Origin of the sequence: Pseudoalteromonas luteoviolacea, assembly GCF_001696455.1 — a bacterium.
In the GTDB taxonomy this organism is placed as follows: Bacteria; Pseudomonadota; Gammaproteobacteria; order Enterobacterales; family Alteromonadaceae; genus Pseudoalteromonas; species Pseudoalteromonas luteoviolacea_C.
Map to the genome: position 1 here is coordinate 461,198 of NZ_MAUJ01000003.1, position 18,332 is coordinate 479,529.

The following is an 18,332-nucleotide window of genomic DNA, read 5'->3' on the forward strand; positions in this document are numbered from 1 at the left end:
GCCCTTTAATCATTCTTCTAAACAGAACAAACCCATCGCTTTTTATCAATTTTATCCTATAGAGAATAACGCTAAAGTAAGCTCATTAACAAATTGAACTTGAGGTAACTATGAGAGTATTAAACGTTACTAAAGCACAACCAACACAAGACGGTGCAGGTGTCAAAATACAACGTATTGCGGGTTTTGATGGCAAAAGTATTGACCCGTTTCTGATGATTGATGAATTAAAATCAGACGTTCAGGATGATTTCATCGCGGGGTTTCCCCCCCACCCTCATCGTGGCATTGAAACATTCACTTATATAATAAAGGGCGGGTTTGAGCATCAGGACCAAATGGGTAACAAAAAAGCCATCAGAGCAGGTCAGGTTCAATGGATGAGCACAGGTCGAGGTGTCATTCATTCCGAGATGCCACTTGCAGATACCAAACATGGTATGCATGGGTTTCAAATTTGGCTCAATATGCCCGCGAGAGACAAAATGAATGCGCCCAAATATCAAGACTCCAGTGAGCGAACACTTCCCAGCATCGTAAATCAGTCAGGTGCAAAGTTAACGGCCCTCGCTGGGAACTGGCAGTTGGAGAATCAACATATTTCCTCTGGGCTTAACGACTTAGCAGGTGATGGTGCAATATGCGATATAATAATACCAGCTGCTGGCTCGCTACGCCTTGATTTGTCCCATTTTGGTAAAGTAGTCGCTTACGTTCACACAGGCGAGCTCAAAGCCAAGTACTTTACAGCCGGATATATGGTAACGCTAGACCCACAGAGCCCCATTGAGCTGCATGGCAAAGAAGCCGAGTCAGGCCTGCTTATTCTTGCAGGTCAGCCAATCGAAGAAAAAATTGCCCATATGGGACCATTTGTTATGAATACGCAAGAGGAGTTGCATCAAGCTGTGCGAGATTATCATGCGGGCAAATTTGGTCGTATCTAACCAAATAAGCATACAACCTCTGTCCAATTTTGACTGTAAAGGCCATTTACAGTCAAAAAGTTATTATTTTTACTTATTAATCATAAACCTATATACTTCGTATAAAAATCATAAAAGGATCTTTAATGAAGCTTCCCCTCATTGCTTTACTTTTTAGTATGGCAGTATCGACCGATGCTGGTGCCACACAAATCGAGTCACTGTACGACCAACAGCGACAAAGAACGGTACCAGTTAGCTTAACACTGCCCCAAGAGCCCACCAGTTGTAGTCGCGAAAAACCGTGCCCAGTTGCATTTATTAGCGCAGGCTACGGAGTGCCACATCAAGAATACCAATTCATCAGTAGATTATTATCTTCACAAGGATACCTATCTGTCGCTATCAGACATGAGCTGAAATCAGATCCCCCCTTATCGGTATCTGGTAACCTATACCAAACTCGCCAAGAGAACTGGCAACGAGGTGCGGCTACACTTCAGTTTGTTAGAACGCAATTGGCGAAAACAATGATACATTACGATTTTGACCAAGTTCTACTCGTTGGCCATTCCAATGGTGGAGATCTATCTGCACTCCTTATTAACCAAGGTGCGGATTTTGTTACTGGGCTTATTACATTAGATCATAGAAGGGTGCCGCTTCCTCGTGATAGGTCGATTTCTGTATTTTCGATTCGCGCCAGTGACTTTCCAGCGGATCAAGGCGTGCTATATACAAACCAAGAACAAAACTTGTACAACCGCTGTGTAATTACAATACCGAACGCCAAGCACAATGATATGACGGATAACGGCCCCGAGTGGCTTAAAGGAACGATAGCAAAACTGTTAACTGGTTACTTGCAACAAAGCAGCTGTAAACAGCTCAGTTCTTTAGTAACGCCGTGAAATAACACCGGTTATATGCGACTTTGATATGTAACGCCATGGTGATTATTAGGGCACAACGGGCAACAAGGTAAAATGAGTCCCCCAGTATCCACACAGAAACAGTGCCACTTTTACACGCGGTGGCACACTTGGTGGCGCACGCAGTGGCGCAACCAGCCTCTCCCTTTAATAATCATTTATAGCAATAACTCCCCTTCAATGGGGTTGTAACGTGTCGCTGCGTTGATAAGGCTGTTCGCGGTCAATGCTTCAACACCAAATACTTCGACTTGGGTACCAAACTTCTCTCTAACCGTATTGACTAGAATATCAAAGTCTCCATCACCAGACACCAGAATAACGATATCGGAGTCTTTAGCGCACTCTAAAACGTCAATGGTAATACCTACGTCCCAATCACCTTTTGCGGTTCCATCGGAGCGCTGAATAAAGGGCTTTAATTTCACTTCAAAACCAATGGCTCTGAGAATATTTTGAAACTGGAGCTGTTTTTCATCCCCTCTATTTATCGCGTAAGCATAGGCATTTACCACCTGCCGATCTTTTGTCGCCAACGCCCAGAACCGATTGTAGTCAAAGTTCCTTTTAAAGGCGCTCCGAGTTGTATAGTAGACATTTTGAACATCGACAAAAATACTGACTTTTTCCATATGACCTCTTTGCTCACTCTAATTAATCTATAACGCCTCAATGGCCGCTTTTCCCGTATCTAGCCAAGGCCCTGCTGCTGGCATTGGGCATATAATGTATCAATAAAGACTCGTACCTTAGCAGGTACAAATGCTCGACAGGGATACAACGCATGTAATGGAAACCCCTTCAAAGGCTGGTCTTTAAATAACTGTACAACATCCCCACTAGCAAGCGCTTCATTGAATGCCCACTTAGGCCCTAAATGTATACCTTGTCCTTGTAGCACCAAATCTCTTAATGCACTGACACTATTCACAATAAAGCGGCCTTGTACTTTAACGGACTTTGCTCCTATTTCAATTGGCTTTTGCGCTTGAGCACCAGAATAAAAAATAAAATCATGTTCACTTAACATTGTAATATCCGTAGGTACCCCTTTTCGCATCAAGTAGGCACTTGAGGCAACCAACACACGACGAACTTCACCTAACTTTTTACTCCTTAAACTTGAGTCAGGTAACTCCCCTACCCTTATCGCTACATCTATTCCCTGTCCAATTAAATCTTCGTATTGACTCGACAATGTTAATTCTATGCTTAGGGATGCATACAGTTCGTTCATCTGGGTAAGTACAGGTAATACAAATTGTCTCGCGAAATCATGCGGTGCAGCGACTCTCAACTTGCCACTGGGTATTTCATTAGTTTGCGAGATCTGAGATTCCAACGCTTGTTGTTCATCTAATAATTTTCTCAAGCCTTGGTAATACTGCTCACCGGCTTCTGTGGGGTAAGAGCGTTTCGTGGAGCGTGTCATCAACTTTACATTTAGTCTCTGCTCCAGAGACACAATTCTCCTGCTGACCAACGAGGGATCAATACCAAGCTGCTCTGCTGCCGCTTTAAAACTACCAGCTTCTACGACATGCAAAAATAACTGTTCATTACTGAGTTCAATGGCCATCACACTTATTGCATTTTTTGCATTTAATAAATGAGAAATTACTGTATACCCAAACTATATGCAATAAGTATATAGTTATTGATGTTCAATGTATTACAAAGGAGAAATTCATGAATACACCTTTACTAGGCAAAGTAGCATTGGTAACCGGTGCGGCAAGAAATATGGGTCGAGCATTCGCATACAATCTGGCGGAGCAGGGCTGTGATGTTATTGTTCACTATCACAGCGAAGCATCTCTGAAAGATGCAGAAAAAACAGCTAAGTTGATCAACGATTTAGGAAGAAAGTCGTTAATTATTCAAGGAGACATTAGCCGCGCCTCTGTCGCTGAAAACCTGTTTACACAAGCTCTAGAAGCTTTCGGAAAGATTGATATCGTTGTGAATAATGCAGGGGCAGTATTAAAAAAATCGTTCATTGATTATACCGAGGAGGAGTTTGACTCATTATTTAACATAAACTGTAAAGGTGCATTTTTCATCATGCAAAATGCAGCTAAAAAGCTTGAGGACAATGGCAGGGTTATCAATATAGGCACTTCTTTGCTAGGTGCATTTACAGGGGGTTATGCATTGTACGCAGGTTCAAAAGCGCCGTTAGAACAATTCACTCGAGCACTTGCCAAAGAGGTTGGGGCAAGAGGGATCACGGTCAATACAATATGCCCAGGTCCTATCGACACTGCGTTTTTTCATGCTCAAGAAGATCCACAGTCTGTCGCGTACCTCAGTGCCGCAAGTGTCTCAAACAGGCTAGGTAAGGTAGAAGACATAGTTCCTATGGTGAGCTTTCTTGCATCGGACCAATCACAATGGACCACTGGACAAACGCTATTTGTTAATGGCGGATTTGTGGCAAGATAAACCTTTAAACCAGCATATGCCGATTGCTAGCTAATCGGCATGACTAAATTAATAAAAGCTACAAAGACAGATATAGTTTGAGTCTATCTTTATGTTGTATGCCTTGTTCATAGAGTGGCTCATTATAATGCTGTACAAAATAATCAACCTCGACACACTCTACCCGAAACCCCATACGCTGGTAATATGTCAGTTGATAGCCAAATGTCCCCGTCCCCAACTCCACTCTTTGATATTTTAGGGCACTTAACTGAGTCAAGACATAAGACAATAATTGCGTACCAACCCCTTTTTTCTGCTTAGAGGGCCTGACAGAAATATTACAAATCTCACATTTTTGACTGGAAAGGGGCTTTACAATACAAGCTGCAATAATTTCATTATTTTGTTTCGCTACAAAGTGATGAGAGCCACTGATATATGACGCAATTTCCGTTTCAGATGGATCTGCTTCCAGTAGAAGGTCAAGTGGCAAATCTGCTTGCGCCTGTGTATAAATGATATCCGACATGGTGGCTCCTTCAGGCTTTGCACATAATACTTGCCTGATAAAAGGCCACTTATTTTGTGTATAAGCCTCTCTATCATGCGCATTTTCATGAGCAAGCGCTTGCTTCAACTGGATATATTGCTTGGCAACTTCCGCGTCATGGCGCAAAACATCCCGAAATTTTAATCGTTCATGCCACAGCGCACTTTGGAAGGGCACTAAGTGAACATGGTGTGTTCTGAAATCAGGGGAGGGCGCACAAAGCCAGTGCATTACATGCTCTTTATATGGGTAATAACAGTAACCATTGGCGCTTAGTACCTCAATAGCAGGCTTCGAATGCGCTAGGCTTTTCACACCTACCATAATGTCGATGATAGGTTTTGCCCACATCCCTTTAACGGCCGTACTGCCCACGTGCTCAATGCCGCCTTCAACCCAAGGGGCCAAAAGACATTCGAGCTTTTGCTTTTCGAGCTCAAAGCTGTGTGGCCAGTTTGCATTATAAGGAGAGAGTTGGATTTTCAATTTAAGATTCCCAGAATAGTTATGCAACTACCAATCACAAGACCCAAAATACTGAGCCCACCAAAGCCTAATTAATAATAAGTAGTCTGAGCAAAACTATATTTGCATATAAGAAGGCGTTTTGTCATTTTTGTATTTTAGCTTAGAAAGACAAGCATTATTTAACCCTATGATAAAGGACAGGTTGAGTATGGAAATAACGCTAAGACCCGCAAAAGAAGAAGACAAACCATACCTATTGGCTCTTCGCAAGCAAACTATGACAGAGCACCTTGAACGCCAAGGCATCTTTTTAAGTAATGAAGCACACCTCAACCGTCTGGAAGACCATTATAAGTGTTCACATTTAATTATTGTAGATGGGTCTAAAGTAGGAACATTAAAATATCTGCTTACTCAGGAGTCACTCGAAATCATGCAATTGCAGATTATGCCTCAATGCCAAGGGCAGGGGATTGGCAGGGCAGTCATTCAATACATTGTCGCAGAATATTCACACCTTCCGACTTATCTTACCGTCTTGAAAGAAAACCCCGCACAGTATCTGTATCAGAGATTAGGTTTTGTAACGACTAGCGAAGACGAATATGAGTACCATATGGTGTTGCCTGCAACTACCGTATAGTAGCAAGCTAGGTGCGTTGTGCTGTCAATCCCCTTTACATTAATCACCGAAGCACTTTGTACTTAGATTGAACGAGCTGGTTGAGCAATACTTGGGAAGAAACTAATTCAAGTTTATGGGGGACTTTTGCATCAGGCAGCCAACTAATGCCACCACCCAATATCACTGGTACAGTGGTCACGATCAGTTCATCAATTAAACCGGCTCGAATGAAGTTTTTCACCAGTTTACCGCCATCGATATATAAACGACTATGTCCTAAACTGCTCAACTGATTTATTAACTCTCTCTCTCCAGCCCTTATTAGGTAGGCCTTCCCCTGAACTTGAGGGGGAAGTTTTGCCAAGCTATGACTGACAACATAAACAGGCTTATCATATGGCCATTGTCCAAAACTGATGACTTGTTCGAACGTGTTTCTACCCATCACCAGTGCATCTATTTCAGTCATAAATTCGGCGAATCCCAAATCACTATGCTGTGGGTTATCTATCGCAGATAGCCAATCAATCCCCCCCTGTTGATCTGCAATAAACCCATCAAGGCTTTGAGCTAGGTATACCGTGTTCTTTGTTATCATATTCCCTTTCACTTACTGAAACTCATACACTGCATATCGGCCGCAAGGTTGATTTGATTAGAAAAAAGTTCGAATAAATGCATTGCCATAAATTACGCGACTATATTTCGCTCCAGCGATAATCCATTTGATGTGCCGTTTTCTTCGCGACTTCGTAACCAAAACGTTTTTTAATCATGTCCAAACTCATATCAATCCCAGAGGCAACACCTGCCGAGCTCGTAAAGTTCTGGTCTGTCACAAAGCGTTTATCATTCACCACATTTAAATGTCGGTATAGCTCGCTTAACTCATCGATGCGTTGCCAATGCGTTGTGACCGTTTTACCCTCAATGAGCCCAGCTTTCGCAAATAAAAATACGCCGCTGCAGATCGACGCACAGTGGCGCGTATGCGTTGCGGTTTCGGCTAGCCAATCAAGTACAGCTTGATTATTAATGACACGATCGAGTTTGCCACCTGCAACAATCAATAAATCGAACCGAGGGTGACCGTGTATACAAAAGTGGGGGTTTATCGAAACATCACCACGTGTCCGAATAGGAGCCTGACTGGGTGCGATCAAACTAACATTAATCGGTCTGTTGGCGATACGCGAGGCGGTGGTAAAAACCTCAAGTGGACCACAAAAATCCAGAGCTTCTACACCATTGTATATAAAGATACCAATTTCCATGATTTCATCACGGGATCAGAGCATGTGTTAATTAAAGTGGCTCAATTTTGACCAACAATCAAGGGAAACTTTTGTTAAAAAAATCACGGGAAAAAAATCTCCCTTATAAAATTTAAAAGTTCACTAAATTTACGATGAACTATTCCCAAAAAGCGACCAACTGACAATTAAATAATCGAGTCACAATTTGCAATACTTTTCTCCTGTATCTGTTTGGCACTTGTGCCCGATTACAGTAGTATGTCCCCCAAATAGCAAGCCTGAATTACCATAAGTACGTGTTACAAGCACCATTTTTGGTCAACATTGCAATTCATTTACTCACAATTAAGAAATCAGAGCATACTGAGAATACTATGAAATTAAAGATGTCATTTTTAAGTGCGGCGGTCTGTTTAGCACTTGCAGGGTGCGGAGCAACACCAAGCTCACAAGAGTCAGCAGCGGTCGAAAAAGTTCAAAAACAATATACAAACCCACTTTTAAAAGAGTACACAGGTCCTTATCAAGGCGTGCCTCAATTCGGTGAGATGAAGTTAGAAGACCTAGTCCCTGCTGCAGAAGCAGCCTTAGCTGAGCACCTAAGCGAACTAGATGCCATAGTTAATACTCCAGAAGCACCGACGTTTGAAAATACCATTGTCGCGCTTGAGCGCTCTGGTAGTGCAACAGATAGACTATATGCATACTTTGTGACATACATCACAAACTTATCATCCGCGGAAGTACGTGAGAAACAAGCACAAGTAATGGCAAAGTTTTCTGAGTTTGATTCAAAGAGAAATCAAAACAAAGCATTGTTTAAGCGTGTTAAAACAGTATACGAAAGCGCAGAGTACAAAACACTGTCGCCAGAGCAGCAGCGTGTAACTTGGACACAGTACAACAGCTTTGCACGAAATGGTGCAACGCTCGAAGGCGAAGCTGCAGCACGTTACGCCGAAATTAACCTTGCACTGTCAGAGCTATACACTCAATTTGGTAATAATGTCCTTGCAGACGAAGAAGGTTATACAACTTTCTTAACAAAAGATCAGCTTTCAGGTTTGCCTCAGGCATTTATCGATTCAGCGGCAAGCGCGGCAGAGAAAAAAGGGCAGGCTGGAAAATACGCAATTACCAATACTCGCTCATCTATGGACCCGTTTTTAACATACTCAACAGAGCGAGAACTACGTAAGCAAGTTTGGCAAAACTACTATAGCCGCGGTAACAATGCGGGTGAGCATAATAACAAAGCCGTGATTTCAGAAATTTTAAAGCTGCGCCGTGAGCGCGTAGAATTGCTTGGCTATGAAGACTATGCACATTGGCGTCTTGAAGATCGTATGGCGAAAACGCCAGCCAATGCGATTGCTTTGATGGATAAAGTTTGGCCTGCTGCAATTGCTCGCGTGAAAGAAGAAGTTTCAGACATGCAAGCGATTGCCGACAAAGAAGGGGCGAACATTAAGATCGAACCATGGGACTACCGTTTCTATGCTGAAAAAGTGCGTAAAGCAAAATACGATCTTGATTCGAATGAAATCAAACAGTACCTGCAATTAGACAAGCTAACTGATGCCATGTTCTATGTCGCTGGTCGCCTGTTTAACTATGAATTCTCACCAATCACAGATGGCTCAGTGCCAGTTTATCAAGAAGATGTTAAAGTCTGGGAAGTCACGGACAAAACAACTGGCCAGCATATTGGGTTGTGGTACTTAGACCCGTTTGCGCGTAAAGGAAAGCGCTCTGGTGCTTGGGCTGTATCATTCCGTAGCCATACATCATTTGATGGTAAAACAAACGTATTGAGCACCAATAACTCAAACTTCGTGAAAGCGCCAGAAGGGCAAGCAACTTTGGTATCTTGGAGCGATGCAGAGACTTACTTCCATGAATTTGGTCACTCACTGCACGCGCTATCTTCAAATGTTAAATACCCAAGCTCTAACTCTGGGGTTCGTGACTACACTGAGTTTCAATCTCAGCTATTAGAGCGCTGGTTGTCAACGGATGAGGTCATTAACCGTTTCTTATTACACCATGAGACAGGCAAACCAATGCCTAAAGCGCTAGTTGAGAAAATCAAACAGTCGGCCACTTTTAACCAAGGTTTTGCGACTACGGAGTATCTCGCATCTGCAATCATGGATATGAAGTTCCACACAACAGATCCAGACAAAATTGGTGACCCTGTTGCGTTTGAAAAAGCACAACTAGAAGCCATTGGCATGCCTAGTGAAGTGGTTATGCGCCACAGAACAACCCAATTTGGGCACGTATTCTCAGGCGAAGGCTATGCGACCGCGTATTATGGCTATCTATGGGCTGAAGTACTCACATCAGATGCAGCAGAAGCTTTCGCAAATGCCCCTGGTGGATTCTATGACCAAGATGTGGCTAAACGCCTTGTGGACTACTTATTCTCAGTGAGAAATGCGATGGACCCAGCAGAAGCATATCGTAAGTTCCGTGGCCGTGACGCCGATGTCAGTGCGTTAATGCGTGACCGAGGTTTCCCAGAGACCATGTAATGTAAAGGCCCGTAAAGGCATGCCCTCTGGGCATGCCTTTAGATTAAATCGTGTTTAAGTACACAGTTGACCATTAGCATCTAAGATTTTAATTCGCTGTAACTGCTTCACCAAAGTGGCCATGTTAAAAGGCTTGATAACAAAACCATCCACCTTGTGCAATAAAATTTCTTGTACACGTTCTTTGGTGTTTTCACAGGTCACCATCAAAACCGGCGTCCGCGCAAGCTGCGGTGTAGAACGCATTTTATCCAATAATGTTAAGCCATCAACATAGGGCATATTTAAGTCTGATATAACCAAATCGTATTTACGTTTGCCAAGTAGTGTTAATGCTTGCTTACCATCAGTCGCTTCATCTATTTGACTAAACCCTAGATTACGCAACATGTTAATCATTACATGACGCATCGTTGTTATATCATCGACGACGAGTATTCGCATTGCCTGTCCTTAATCACTGCGTAATTTGAACTATTTCTTTCAAAGCTAGCCAAATATCGGTTTGTTGTCTATTCAAAAGCAAGGTACATTGGTTGCAATGAGTGTTGCTAGTTAAGCGTTGTGCTGTATTTTAAATGAGAGCATAAGAAAATAAGGGGAAAGCAATGCGCTGTGAACATACTGACTATCTTGAGCTTGCTTGCATCAAAGGGTTTGAACTGAACGTCACAACACTGGATGGCGAGTCTTTCACAGGTAAAGCAAAAGACATTGTATACAATGAGCAAAAATACCAATGCCTAATACTCGTTCACGACTCAGAATCAGTTGCTATACCGCTAGAGACAATTGCAAAGCTTCAATCTCTAACACCCAATAGCTTCTTTTCAACTTTAAACCTAACGGATTGAACTAGTTTGTCTGCAAAGACAGAGACATAAAAACACTCAAAGGGTTGTCTCGGTATAGACCAAATCGCTCACAGCGATCAAATCCTAAGGATTCATACAATTTAATGGACTCTTCCTGCTTTACACCCGTCTCAAGACGAATTAAAGGGATCTGTGCATCACCAGCATAGTGAAGTAATATCTGCATAATTCGCTTAGATAGCCCTTTACCTCGGTAATTAGGTTTTACATACAAGCGTTTTATCTCGCCGTAAAGCGTCTTGTCGAACTGTTTCACGATGGCACCGCAAGCAACAATTTCTTCTTCATTCATCAGTCCAACAGCACGTACATTTGGTTGGTTCAACTCTTCGAGTGCCAAAGACTGGTCACTTGCGATGGGGTAAAGCGTGTTCATTAAGCGATCGATTTCAGAAAACAAATCCACCACATTAGGATCATCAGGCTTTAACTCGACTAGCTGCATAGGGTCCCTTTTACATTGTTATTTTGAGAGTCAAGATGACACAGTACTGCCACTTTAGACATTGGTTTGGCATGCATTTGCATTGCGTTAGACCAATAACGGACAGTTAGGTTCAAGCACACAAGCACCAAAAGTGCTTGTAAAAAGAGTCAGGTCATCTGAATTGAGGCAAGTATAACGGAAAATATTTAAAATGTTATAAAAATGCGATTTCTTGCAGCTAATGGGTACAAAAACACCCAAAAGTCTATTTATTATTCATACTTAACCCGCTGACATCAGCGCATACGCTCCCCCAATGGCATCATACTGAATGGTGTAACAAACTTTAATCCTGCGCGCTTAAACGCACTTTGCTCTTCTTTACAATGATAATGATATACCCAAACTTTTTCTAAGATACAGCTAGGGTATTCACGCACTAAATCATCGATACCACTATGACTAGGGTTACCTTTCACACTACAATCATGAAATATGGTTTCAGCACCAGTTACCATATGTGTCAGTAATTCAGGGATAGGACGCGTGTCACCACTGTAGAAAACCACACCGGGAAGATGCAATGCATAGGCAGAGTTTGGGGCATGGTGACGTACTGGGTAGGTCCATAATTTAACACCTTGGTGCCAAAAAGACTCTGACACAGGGTGCAATATAAATGTATTCCAAATATCTGCTTTGCCTTCTGACAACTGGGTATATCTCAGCATGGCACATAACTGCTGCACTAATAGAACCGGTACATATAACCGGACTTGGCTGCCTGATAGCGCAGCTTTGAAAAATAACTGCTCTAGGCCACCAACATGATCATAGTGCAAGTGCGTGATGAAAACATGGCTGGGAAGTTGGTTAGAAAAAGTACGTTTATACTTGCTTACGGTGTCATGACCACAATCAATCAACAGCCATGGTTCGTCATTTTTGCAAAGCACACAAGCTGAATTTCCGAGACTTTCTGAGCTGGCATCCCCAACGCCTAAAAAGAGCGCTGATGTGGGCACCATCGGGGGTTGATATTTGCTTTCCCAACACTCACCTTTAGATTGAGGTAGCGCAACATCAGTCAACATGTGGATGACTCCAACGAATATTCACATCTCAACGTAGCCTGATGAGTTGACAATGACATGACACATTTTGACTATTTTGTTTGCAGAATTCTAATATTTTGGCGAATCACGCCAACTCAACGCACTCAACAAAAAATAAAAGGATTAAATATCAGACACTTAAAAGTTTATAGATTTGGCATCTCAATTGCTGACTGTAAATAAAATTTCAAATAACTAAAGAGAAAAAATCACCATGTTGAAATCCTTGTCTCCCGTATTATGTACGTTGTTACTGAGCGGTTGTATTGTTCATGTAGAGTCAAACGCACACGAGTCACATAAAGAGCTTACTCGCTCATTGACGCTACCTTCGCAGCATCTAACCCAGTTGAACATTGATAATAGTGCAGGCGATATCGTGATTTCTGGCGCCTCAAATATCAATGAAATTGAAGTTACCGCTAATATTATTACTTTTGAAAACCGAAGCTATACATTTACGTTAGAGCGCTCAGGAACGCAAGCAAACCTTGTCGCTAAGCATGACCCGCACGTTGGTATACTTTGGTACACCAATAAAAGCCCACGAATCGATATTGATGTGAGAGTACCTAGTCAGTTTTTAGTTAATGTAGAAGACGGCTCAGGGGCGCTGACCATCACCGATGTAAAAGGGGTGACGATCGACGATGGTTCCGGTCATATCACGCTTAATGATATAAACGGTGCGACTGAAATCACCGACGACTCTGGTAGCATTACCATAGATGGAATAGAAGGTCATTTGCGCATTGACGACAACTCCGGTGATATCGATATTAGTGCGGTGACAGGGAATATTGACATTGAAGATGGCTCTGGCGATATCAATATAACCAAAGGCGACAAAGTCACAATAGAAGATGATTCGGGTGACATTGTGATAAAACAAGTCACAGGGGCCGTTGATTTAAAAGATGGCTCAGGCGGGATTGAAATAGACGGCGCACTTGCACTCAAGGTACGAGATGACTCGGGAGATATTGAAGTAAAAAACATTCGTAATGATGTCTCGATTGACGATGGCTCTGGCAATATCTGGTTAAACCAAATTCAGGGAAGCGCACAAATTGAAGATCAATCTGGAGATATCAATGTCAGTAACACCCAACAACTAGAAATTAAGAGTGATAGCTCTGGTGAAGTACATATTTCCAATGTGGGGACTGTCAAAAACGTGAATTTGAATTAGTAAGCGCGTTTAAAAAGCCAATTCAGTGCCATCTGAAGTACTTTTTCAGTGGCACACGCTCTTTATCACACACTGTATAGAAAATGGAAAAATAGAATGATAAATTCTTATGTAATGAATAATACATAATAACTAGATACTAGCACTTATAATTTAAGTGTATTAGTGCTGAAAAAAATGCATATTAAGTCCTTGCCGTTAATAATATTTACCGATATCACCTCCTGCGCAGTTACCATAGTATTGGCATACTATACAAAACAATGGAATTGACGTGTTCAAACGACTACTCGCCGCGAGTATATTAACAATAATAACCACTGGCGCATCTGTGGCCGCATCGGACACGTTTAAACAATATAAAACGCTATCTGAAGCTCAGGGAAGGAAAGACAGAGTTGCATTACTCAAAACCGCATCAGAGCTTTTGCAAAGTAACACACTTAGCCCAGAGCAAAGAACGTATGTGTTACATCGAAGTGCATTACATCTCGTCAGAGAAAATCAATTTGAACACGCACAACAACGCCTAGCCCAGCTTGAATTACACTTAAAAGACTTTCCAGATGTTAATCTACAAGGCAAATATCACTGGGTCTCTGGTGATTTAGCTTTGTTACTAGGCAATAACCAATCGGCAGAATTTCATTTCAGCGAAGCTGTGGCACTGTTTAAGCAAACAAACGACATGCGAATGTTAAGCCATGCTCACCGTCTATTGGCCAATGTACTCTCTGAAAAGGGGGATTATTTTCAAGCCGTGTCACATGTATTTCAAGCAAAAGACACCGCCTTGAAAACAGAAAATGTACAGTTGTTCTATGCAGCTTTGAGTACCGAAGCTCGCATTTACCGTGATTTTAAGCAGTTCGACAAAGCACTAGATGTACTCAATCAAAAACTGCAATTTCAAGAACAGCAACCTAAGGTCAACCTAGCGCATTTGTCCTCGACTTATTTCAGCTTGGCCGACATATACCAAAGCCTGTCTGATCATGATGCTGCTTTAAGTGCACTGCAAAAGTCTTACGAGTTAGACACCCAGCTAAACGACAAAAACTATATGGGTGTCTCACAGTTACACATCGCTCAGCAATATTTGCAGTTGAGTAATATATCCGCAGCAACCGAAGCGGTGGACAGAGCACTCGCTTTGTTCAAAGAAGTCAATAATCGCCACAATATAGGACAAGCAGAGGCAACACAGGGTCAAATTAAGTTAGCAAGTAATCAGTTCGAAGAGGCTGTAGAATTACTGCAAACTGCTTTAGAGAAAATCAATACATCGAATAACCCCCAACTCTATAGCCGCTATCAATCACTTTTAGGACAGGCTTTATCACATATTAGGCCACACGCAGCAATTAACCTGCTTAAGCCTTTACTTGAATCAGCGGATGAACAATTTCGCATTCGCATTTTGAGAAGCTTGTCTCGTGCGTACAAACAGTTGGGTGAATTGGAATTGGCCCTCAGTTATCAAGAGCAAGCTTTTAACTACAAAGAACAACTGACTGAAAAAGACATAACAACACGATTAGAGGCCAAAAAGCTTAATAGCGAACTTGGCTTAAAAAATATTGAAGTAAACGCCTTGCAAGCCGGGCTTGAGGAGCAACAGCAAGATACAAAAACAAGAACGGTCATTCTGGCCTCTGCCATCATCGTATTAACTAACTTTTTGCTGCTGTTTTACCTTTACCACTTAAAGCGACGTCGAGTTATGGAAAAAGAGGCTGAGCTGCTAAACCAAAGCTTAAACCTCAAGCAACAGCTGTTGGCTGACGTATCTCATGAACTCAGAACCCCACTTACGGTGCTTAAACTCAATATTGAAGCGCTGGAATATAATTTAACAGAAGATCCCAAATCGACCTATCAGGTTCTACAACGTCGATTGGACATGCTCAATACATTGATTGCTGATATCTATGAACTGGCACAAGCCGACACCAATAATCTTCGCCTAGAGTTTGAAACCCTGCAAGCGAGCGCTTTGTTTGATGAACTAATCATTGCCATCGGTCCGATCATTGAATCTCCTGATCTGGAAATAAGTTACCTCAATCAACTGCCAGAATCACTCCAAGTGGAGTGCGATATGAGTAGATTAAATCAGGTCTTTAATAACCTTGCGAGAAACAGTATCCACTACACGGATAGACCCGGCCAAATTAAAATCAGTGTATTCCAACAGCATCAAACTGTTGTCTGTACTTTTGAAGACAGCGCGCCAGGCGTCAGCTCACATGCACTAAGCAAACTGTTTGATCGCCTGTACCGTTGCGACAAGTCTCGCAGTAGAGATCTTGGGGGATCAGGCTTAGGCTTGTCTATTTGCGAAAAAGTCATTGAGCTACATCATGGGGCTATTGAGGCAAAACACAGCGAACTCGGTGGCGTGTTAATACGCTTCACTTTACCCATCAAAAACACTTGAGTATAGCCAACAGCACCTTTGCAGTGCGCTTGGCGCTTTCATATTTAACTTCATCTTACTGGACAATGTGTGCATGTAACAGCATTGCTATGCATTGCAACTCCGTATCACAAGAAAGCAGTCTACCCCTAATCAATTTGTCATTTAGCGTCTATATTTTTAATAAACTGGGTCTGCGCACAAGACCAATCTATTTTTTTGATTGATTTGATTTATTCAATCAAATATACAAAACGATCACACAACGACATAATAGCTCCATCAACTTTCGAGGAGAATAGAAAATGCTAAACAATATTGAAGGTAAAACTGTACCATCTGTCACTTTCCCAATTCGCGTTGGTGAAGAATTTCAACACATTACTTCAGATGAGCTATTTAAAGGTAAGACTGTAGTCGTTTTTTCGCTACCCGGTGCTTTTACGCCAACTTGTTCATCGACGCATTTACCTAGATATAACGAGCTAGCACACGTATTTAAACAAAATGGTGTAGACGACATTGTTTGTCTATCGGTCAATGACACCTTTGTAATGAATGCATGGGCCCAAGACCAAGAATCAGAAAATGTCACACTCATTCCAGATGGTAATGGCGAGTTTACTGAGGGTATGGGCATGCTAGTAGACAAAAGTGACCTTGGATTTGGCAAGCGCAGCTGGCGCTATTCAATGCTGGTTAAAGATGGCGTAATTGAAAAAATGTTTATTGAGCCAGATTTACCGGGCGACCCATTTGAAGTATCGGATGCAGACACGATGCTTGCTTACATCAACCCGGAACAGAAAAAACCTGAGCCAGTATCTATTATCACAAAACCTGGCTGTCCTTTCTGTGCTAAAGCGAAAGCATTACTCAGTGAACAGGGTCTAGTATATGAAGAGCTCGTTTTGGGTCAGCAAGCTAGCTTAACAAGCTTAAAAGCATTATCGGGTCGCGAGACAGTGCCACAGGTATTTATCGGCGGAAAACATATTGGTGGCTCTGATGATTTAACAGCTTACTTTGGCAACAACTAATCACAGTACTGTAAAGGGGTTTGACAGCCCCTAAATAACCCTTTTCATATTTAAGTGAGGTAATAATGAAACAGCTTGAAACAGATGTCGTTGTAATTGGTGCTGGAACAGCTGGCTTAAGCGCATATCGCAATGCCAAACAATACACTCCCAACGTTTTAATGATTGAATCAGGGAAATACGGCACAACCTGTGCACGTGTCGGATGTATGCCAAGTAAACTGTTAATAGCTGCTGCTGAAGCTGCACACAGTGTCGAACACGCACCGCAATTTGGTGTGTTGACCGAAAAGCCACAAATAGATGGCAAAGCTGTGATGGCTCGCGTTCGCAGTGAGCGAGATCGCTTTGTCGGTTTTGTAGTTGAAGCTGTGGAAGAATTACCTCAAGAAGACCGCATTATCGGCCATGCAAAATTTTTAGATGATAATCGCTTACAGATAGACGATCACACCGTAATTACGGCGGAACGATTCGTAGTTGCCACAGGTTCAAGGCCAAACATTCCTCCGCCATTTTTAGCTTTTGGTGACAAACTCATCATTAACGACGATGTGTTTGATTGGCAAGACCTACCTGAATCAGTCGCAGTATTTGGCCCAGGCGTGATAGGGCTAGAGCTCGGTCAAGCACTCCATCGGTTAGGCGTGAATGTGAAGTTGTTTGGTGTGGGTGGCAATATTGGCCCTTTGACGGACCCAGTGATCAGAGATTATGCAAATACTGTCTTTGCTGAAGAATTTTATGTCGATACCGATGCCAAAGTATCGGATATGAAAGTCGTCGATGGTAAAGCACAACTTACTTACATTGATAAACAAGGCAATACACAAACTGAGCAGTTTGACTATGTGCTAGCCGCAACCGGCAGGGTACCAAATGTGGATACTCTTGGCTTAGAAAATACCTCTGTTGAATTGCAAGATCACGGCGTACCAATTGCGGACCCTCATACAATGCAGTGTGGCGAAAGTCATATATTTATCGCAGGCGATGCCAGCGACCAAATACCTTTACTGCATGAAGCCGCTGATCAAGGCACCATTGCTGGCGCCAATGCTGGTCGCTTTCCAGATATTAGAAATGGGCTGCGCCGCACACCAATTGCGGCAGTATTTAGCGACCCGCAAATCGGAATGGTCGGAGACAATTACGCACAACTAACCGCGAATTATGGCGAGTGTGGGTGCTATGAAATTGGTGAAGTGAGCTTTGAAAATCAGGGCCGAAGCCGCGTCATGTTAAAAAATAAAGGACACATGCGCGTTTATGCAGAGCAGGGGACCGGTCTATTTTTAGGCGCTGAGTTTATTGGTCCAGCAGCTGAACATATTGCACACCTCTTAGCATGGGCGGTACAAAACAAAATGACTGTCCCGCAAATGCTCGATATGCCTTTTTATCACCCGGTAATAGAAGAAGGTGTGAGAACTGCACTCAGGAATGTGAATGCCAAGCTCAAATTTGGGCCTGATATTATTCAGCACTGTTTAGAATGTGGTCCCGGCGCTTAGTAGCTCGGATGCAACATACAAAAGTCGGA

18 protein-coding genes are annotated in these 18,332 nt (G+C 42.5%); 10 read left to right on the top strand and 8 right to left on the bottom strand.

Going from position 1 to position 18,332, the window contains the following annotated elements; all coding sequences use genetic code 11:
* The first annotated feature begins 110 nt into the window (after window positions 1–110).
* The gene (locus tag A7985_RS12655) at window positions 111–947 is read left to right on the top strand and encodes a pirin family protein (RefSeq protein ID WP_065790818.1); all 837 of its coding nucleotides are present in this window, start codon (window positions 111–113) and stop codon (window positions 945–947) included.
* 125 nt (window positions 948–1,072) lie between these two features.
* Entirely contained in the window at window positions 1,073–1,837 is a 765-nt protein-coding gene (locus tag A7985_RS12660) for an alpha/beta hydrolase (protein ID WP_256096758.1), read from the top strand.
* 179 nt (window positions 1,838–2,016) lie between these two features.
* Here the strand turns inward: A7985_RS12660 and A7985_RS12665 are convergent, their stop codons facing one another.
* On the bottom strand, window positions 2,017–2,490 hold the full coding sequence (locus A7985_RS12665; RefSeq protein ID WP_065790820.1) for a LabA-like NYN domain-containing protein: 474 nt from the start codon (window positions 2,488–2,490) through the stop codon (window positions 2,017–2,019).
* 59 nt (window positions 2,491–2,549) lie between these two features.
* A complete protein-coding gene (locus A7985_RS12670; protein ID WP_065790821.1) occupies window positions 2,550–3,437 on the bottom strand; it encodes a LysR family transcriptional regulator in 888 nt (295 codons plus the stop codon).
* A 110-nt stretch (window positions 3,438–3,547) separates the two neighbouring features.
* Here A7985_RS12670 and A7985_RS12675 point away from each other — a divergent pair, with 110 nt between their 5' ends.
* Window positions 3,548–4,303 (top strand): SDR family oxidoreductase, encoded by a 756-nt coding sequence (locus A7985_RS12675; protein WP_065790822.1) that lies wholly within the window; start codon window positions 3,548–3,550, stop codon window positions 4,301–4,303.
* Window positions 4,304–4,361: 58 nt separating this feature from the next.
* Here the strand turns inward: A7985_RS12675 and A7985_RS26930 are convergent, their stop codons facing one another.
* Window positions 4,362–5,321, bottom strand: a complete 960-nt coding sequence (locus tag A7985_RS26930) for a bifunctional GrpB family protein/GNAT family N-acetyltransferase (protein ID WP_256096759.1) — start codon at window positions 5,319–5,321, stop codon at window positions 4,362–4,364.
* Window positions 5,322–5,511: 190 nt separating this feature from the next.
* On the opposite strand from A7985_RS26930, the gene A7985_RS12685 reads away from it, so the two are divergent.
* A complete protein-coding gene (locus A7985_RS12685; RefSeq protein WP_065790823.1) occupies window positions 5,512–5,946 on the top strand; it encodes a GNAT family N-acetyltransferase in 435 nt (144 codons plus the stop codon).
* Window positions 5,947–5,989: 43 nt separating this feature from the next.
* Here A7985_RS12685 and A7985_RS12690 read toward each other — a convergent pair whose 3' ends face one another.
* Both A7985_RS12690 and A7985_RS12695 read right to left on the bottom strand, forming a co-directional pair.
* On the bottom strand, window positions 5,990–6,526 hold the full coding sequence (locus A7985_RS12690; protein WP_065790824.1) for a dihydrofolate reductase family protein: 537 nt from the start codon (window positions 6,524–6,526) through the stop codon (window positions 5,990–5,992).
* Window positions 6,527–6,626: 100 nt separating this feature from the next.
* A complete protein-coding gene (locus A7985_RS12695) occupies window positions 6,627–7,202 on the bottom strand; it encodes a DJ-1/PfpI family protein (RefSeq protein ID WP_065790825.1) in 576 nt (191 codons plus the stop codon).
* A 356-nt stretch (window positions 7,203–7,558) separates the two neighbouring features.
* Between A7985_RS12695 and A7985_RS12700 the strand changes: the two genes are divergently transcribed.
* On the top strand, window positions 7,559–9,721 hold the full coding sequence (locus A7985_RS12700; protein ID WP_065790909.1) for a M3 family metallopeptidase: 2,163 nt from the start codon (window positions 7,559–7,561) through the stop codon (window positions 9,719–9,721).
* Window positions 9,722–9,775: 54 nt separating this feature from the next.
* Here A7985_RS12700 and A7985_RS12705 read toward each other — a convergent pair whose 3' ends face one another.
* Window positions 9,776–10,132, bottom strand: a complete 357-nt coding sequence (locus tag A7985_RS12705; RefSeq protein ID WP_370671166.1) for a response regulator — start codon at window positions 10,130–10,132, stop codon at window positions 9,776–9,778.
* A gap of 197 nt (window positions 10,133–10,329) precedes the next feature.
* On the opposite strand from A7985_RS12705, the gene A7985_RS12710 reads away from it, so the two are divergent.
* A complete protein-coding gene (locus A7985_RS12710; protein ID WP_065790827.1) occupies window positions 10,330–10,575 on the top strand; it encodes a Rho-binding antiterminator in 246 nt (81 codons plus the stop codon).
* 1 nt (window position 10,576) lies between these two features.
* Here the strand turns inward: A7985_RS12710 and A7985_RS12715 are convergent, their stop codons facing one another.
* Together A7985_RS12715 and A7985_RS12720 are read right to left on the bottom strand one after the other, a co-directional pair.
* On the bottom strand, window positions 10,577–11,041 hold the full coding sequence (locus tag A7985_RS12715; protein WP_065790828.1) for a GNAT family N-acetyltransferase: 465 nt from the start codon (window positions 11,039–11,041) through the stop codon (window positions 10,577–10,579).
* A gap of 278 nt (window positions 11,042–11,319) precedes the next feature.
* Window positions 11,320–12,117, bottom strand: a complete 798-nt coding sequence (locus A7985_RS12720) for an MBL fold metallo-hydrolase (protein ID WP_065790829.1) — start codon at window positions 12,115–12,117, stop codon at window positions 11,320–11,322.
* Between the two features lie 235 nt (window positions 12,118–12,352).
* On the opposite strand from A7985_RS12720, the gene A7985_RS12725 reads away from it, so the two are divergent.
* From A7985_RS12725 to A7985_RS12740, 4 genes are all read left to right on the top strand, one after another.
* Complete coding sequence (locus A7985_RS12725; protein WP_065790830.1) at window positions 12,353–13,330, top strand: DUF4097 family beta strand repeat-containing protein; 978 nt, start codon at window positions 12,353–12,355, stop codon at window positions 13,328–13,330.
* A 274-nt stretch (window positions 13,331–13,604) separates the two neighbouring features.
* A complete protein-coding gene (locus tag A7985_RS12730; RefSeq protein WP_065790831.1) occupies window positions 13,605–15,770 on the top strand; it encodes an ATP-binding protein in 2,166 nt (721 codons plus the stop codon).
* A gap of 284 nt (window positions 15,771–16,054) precedes the next feature.
* The gene (locus tag A7985_RS12735) at window positions 16,055–16,789 is read left to right on the top strand and encodes a glutathione peroxidase (protein ID WP_065790832.1); all 735 of its coding nucleotides are present in this window, start codon (window positions 16,055–16,057) and stop codon (window positions 16,787–16,789) included.
* A 65-nt stretch (window positions 16,790–16,854) separates the two neighbouring features.
* Entirely contained in the window at window positions 16,855–18,303 is a 1,449-nt protein-coding gene (locus A7985_RS12740) for a dihydrolipoyl dehydrogenase (protein WP_065790833.1), read from the top strand.
* The last annotated feature ends 29 nt before the right edge of the window (window positions 18,304–18,332 follow it).

What these genes read in the sequence shown, in the direction of transcription:
- A7985_RS12740 (WP_065790833.1), top strand. Translation starts at nt 16,855, where the DNA reads ATGAAACAGCTTGAAACAGATGTCGTTGTAATTGGTGCTGGAACAGCT.
- A7985_RS12715 (WP_065790828.1), bottom strand. Translation starts at nt 11,041, where the DNA reads ATGCAGCTAGTCGAGTTAAAGCCTGATGATCCTAATGTGGTGGATTTG.
- A7985_RS12720 (WP_065790829.1), bottom strand. Translation starts at nt 12,117, where the DNA reads ATGTTGACTGATGTTGCGCTACCTCAATCTAAAGGTGAGTGTTGGGAA.
- A7985_RS12695 (WP_065790825.1), bottom strand. Translation starts at nt 7,202, where the DNA reads ATGGAAATTGGTATCTTTATATACAATGGTGTAGAAGCTCTGGATTTT.
- A7985_RS12690 (WP_065790824.1), bottom strand. Translation starts at nt 6,526, where the DNA reads ATGATAACAAAGAACACGGTATACCTAGCTCAAAGCCTTGATGGGTTT.
- A7985_RS12665 (WP_065790820.1), bottom strand. Translation starts at nt 2,490, where the DNA reads ATGGAAAAAGTCAGTATTTTTGTCGATGTTCAAAATGTCTACTATACA.
- A7985_RS12655 (WP_065790818.1), top strand. Translation starts at nt 111, where the DNA reads ATGAGAGTATTAAACGTTACTAAAGCACAACCAACACAAGACGGTGCA.
- A7985_RS12705 (WP_370671166.1), bottom strand. Translation starts at nt 10,132, where the DNA reads ATGCGTCATGTAATGATTAACATGTTGCGTAATCTAGGGTTTAGTCAA.
- A7985_RS12700 (WP_065790909.1), top strand. Translation starts at nt 7,559, where the DNA reads ATGAAATTAAAGATGTCATTTTTAAGTGCGGCGGTCTGTTTAGCACTT.
- A7985_RS12685 (WP_065790823.1), top strand. Translation starts at nt 5,512, where the DNA reads ATGGAAATAACGCTAAGACCCGCAAAAGAAGAAGACAAACCATACCTA.
- A7985_RS12710 (WP_065790827.1), top strand. Translation starts at nt 10,330, where the DNA reads ATGCGCTGTGAACATACTGACTATCTTGAGCTTGCTTGCATCAAAGGG.
- A7985_RS12670 (WP_065790821.1), bottom strand. Translation starts at nt 3,437, where the DNA reads ATGGCCATTGAACTCAGTAATGAACAGTTATTTTTGCATGTCGTAGAA.
- A7985_RS12735 (WP_065790832.1), top strand. Translation starts at nt 16,055, where the DNA reads ATGCTAAACAATATTGAAGGTAAAACTGTACCATCTGTCACTTTCCCA.
- A7985_RS12725 (WP_065790830.1), top strand. Translation starts at nt 12,353, where the DNA reads ATGTTGAAATCCTTGTCTCCCGTATTATGTACGTTGTTACTGAGCGGT.
- A7985_RS12675 (WP_065790822.1), top strand. Translation starts at nt 3,548, where the DNA reads ATGAATACACCTTTACTAGGCAAAGTAGCATTGGTAACCGGTGCGGCA.
- A7985_RS12660 (WP_256096758.1), top strand. Translation starts at nt 1,073, where the DNA reads ATGAAGCTTCCCCTCATTGCTTTACTTTTTAGTATGGCAGTATCGACC.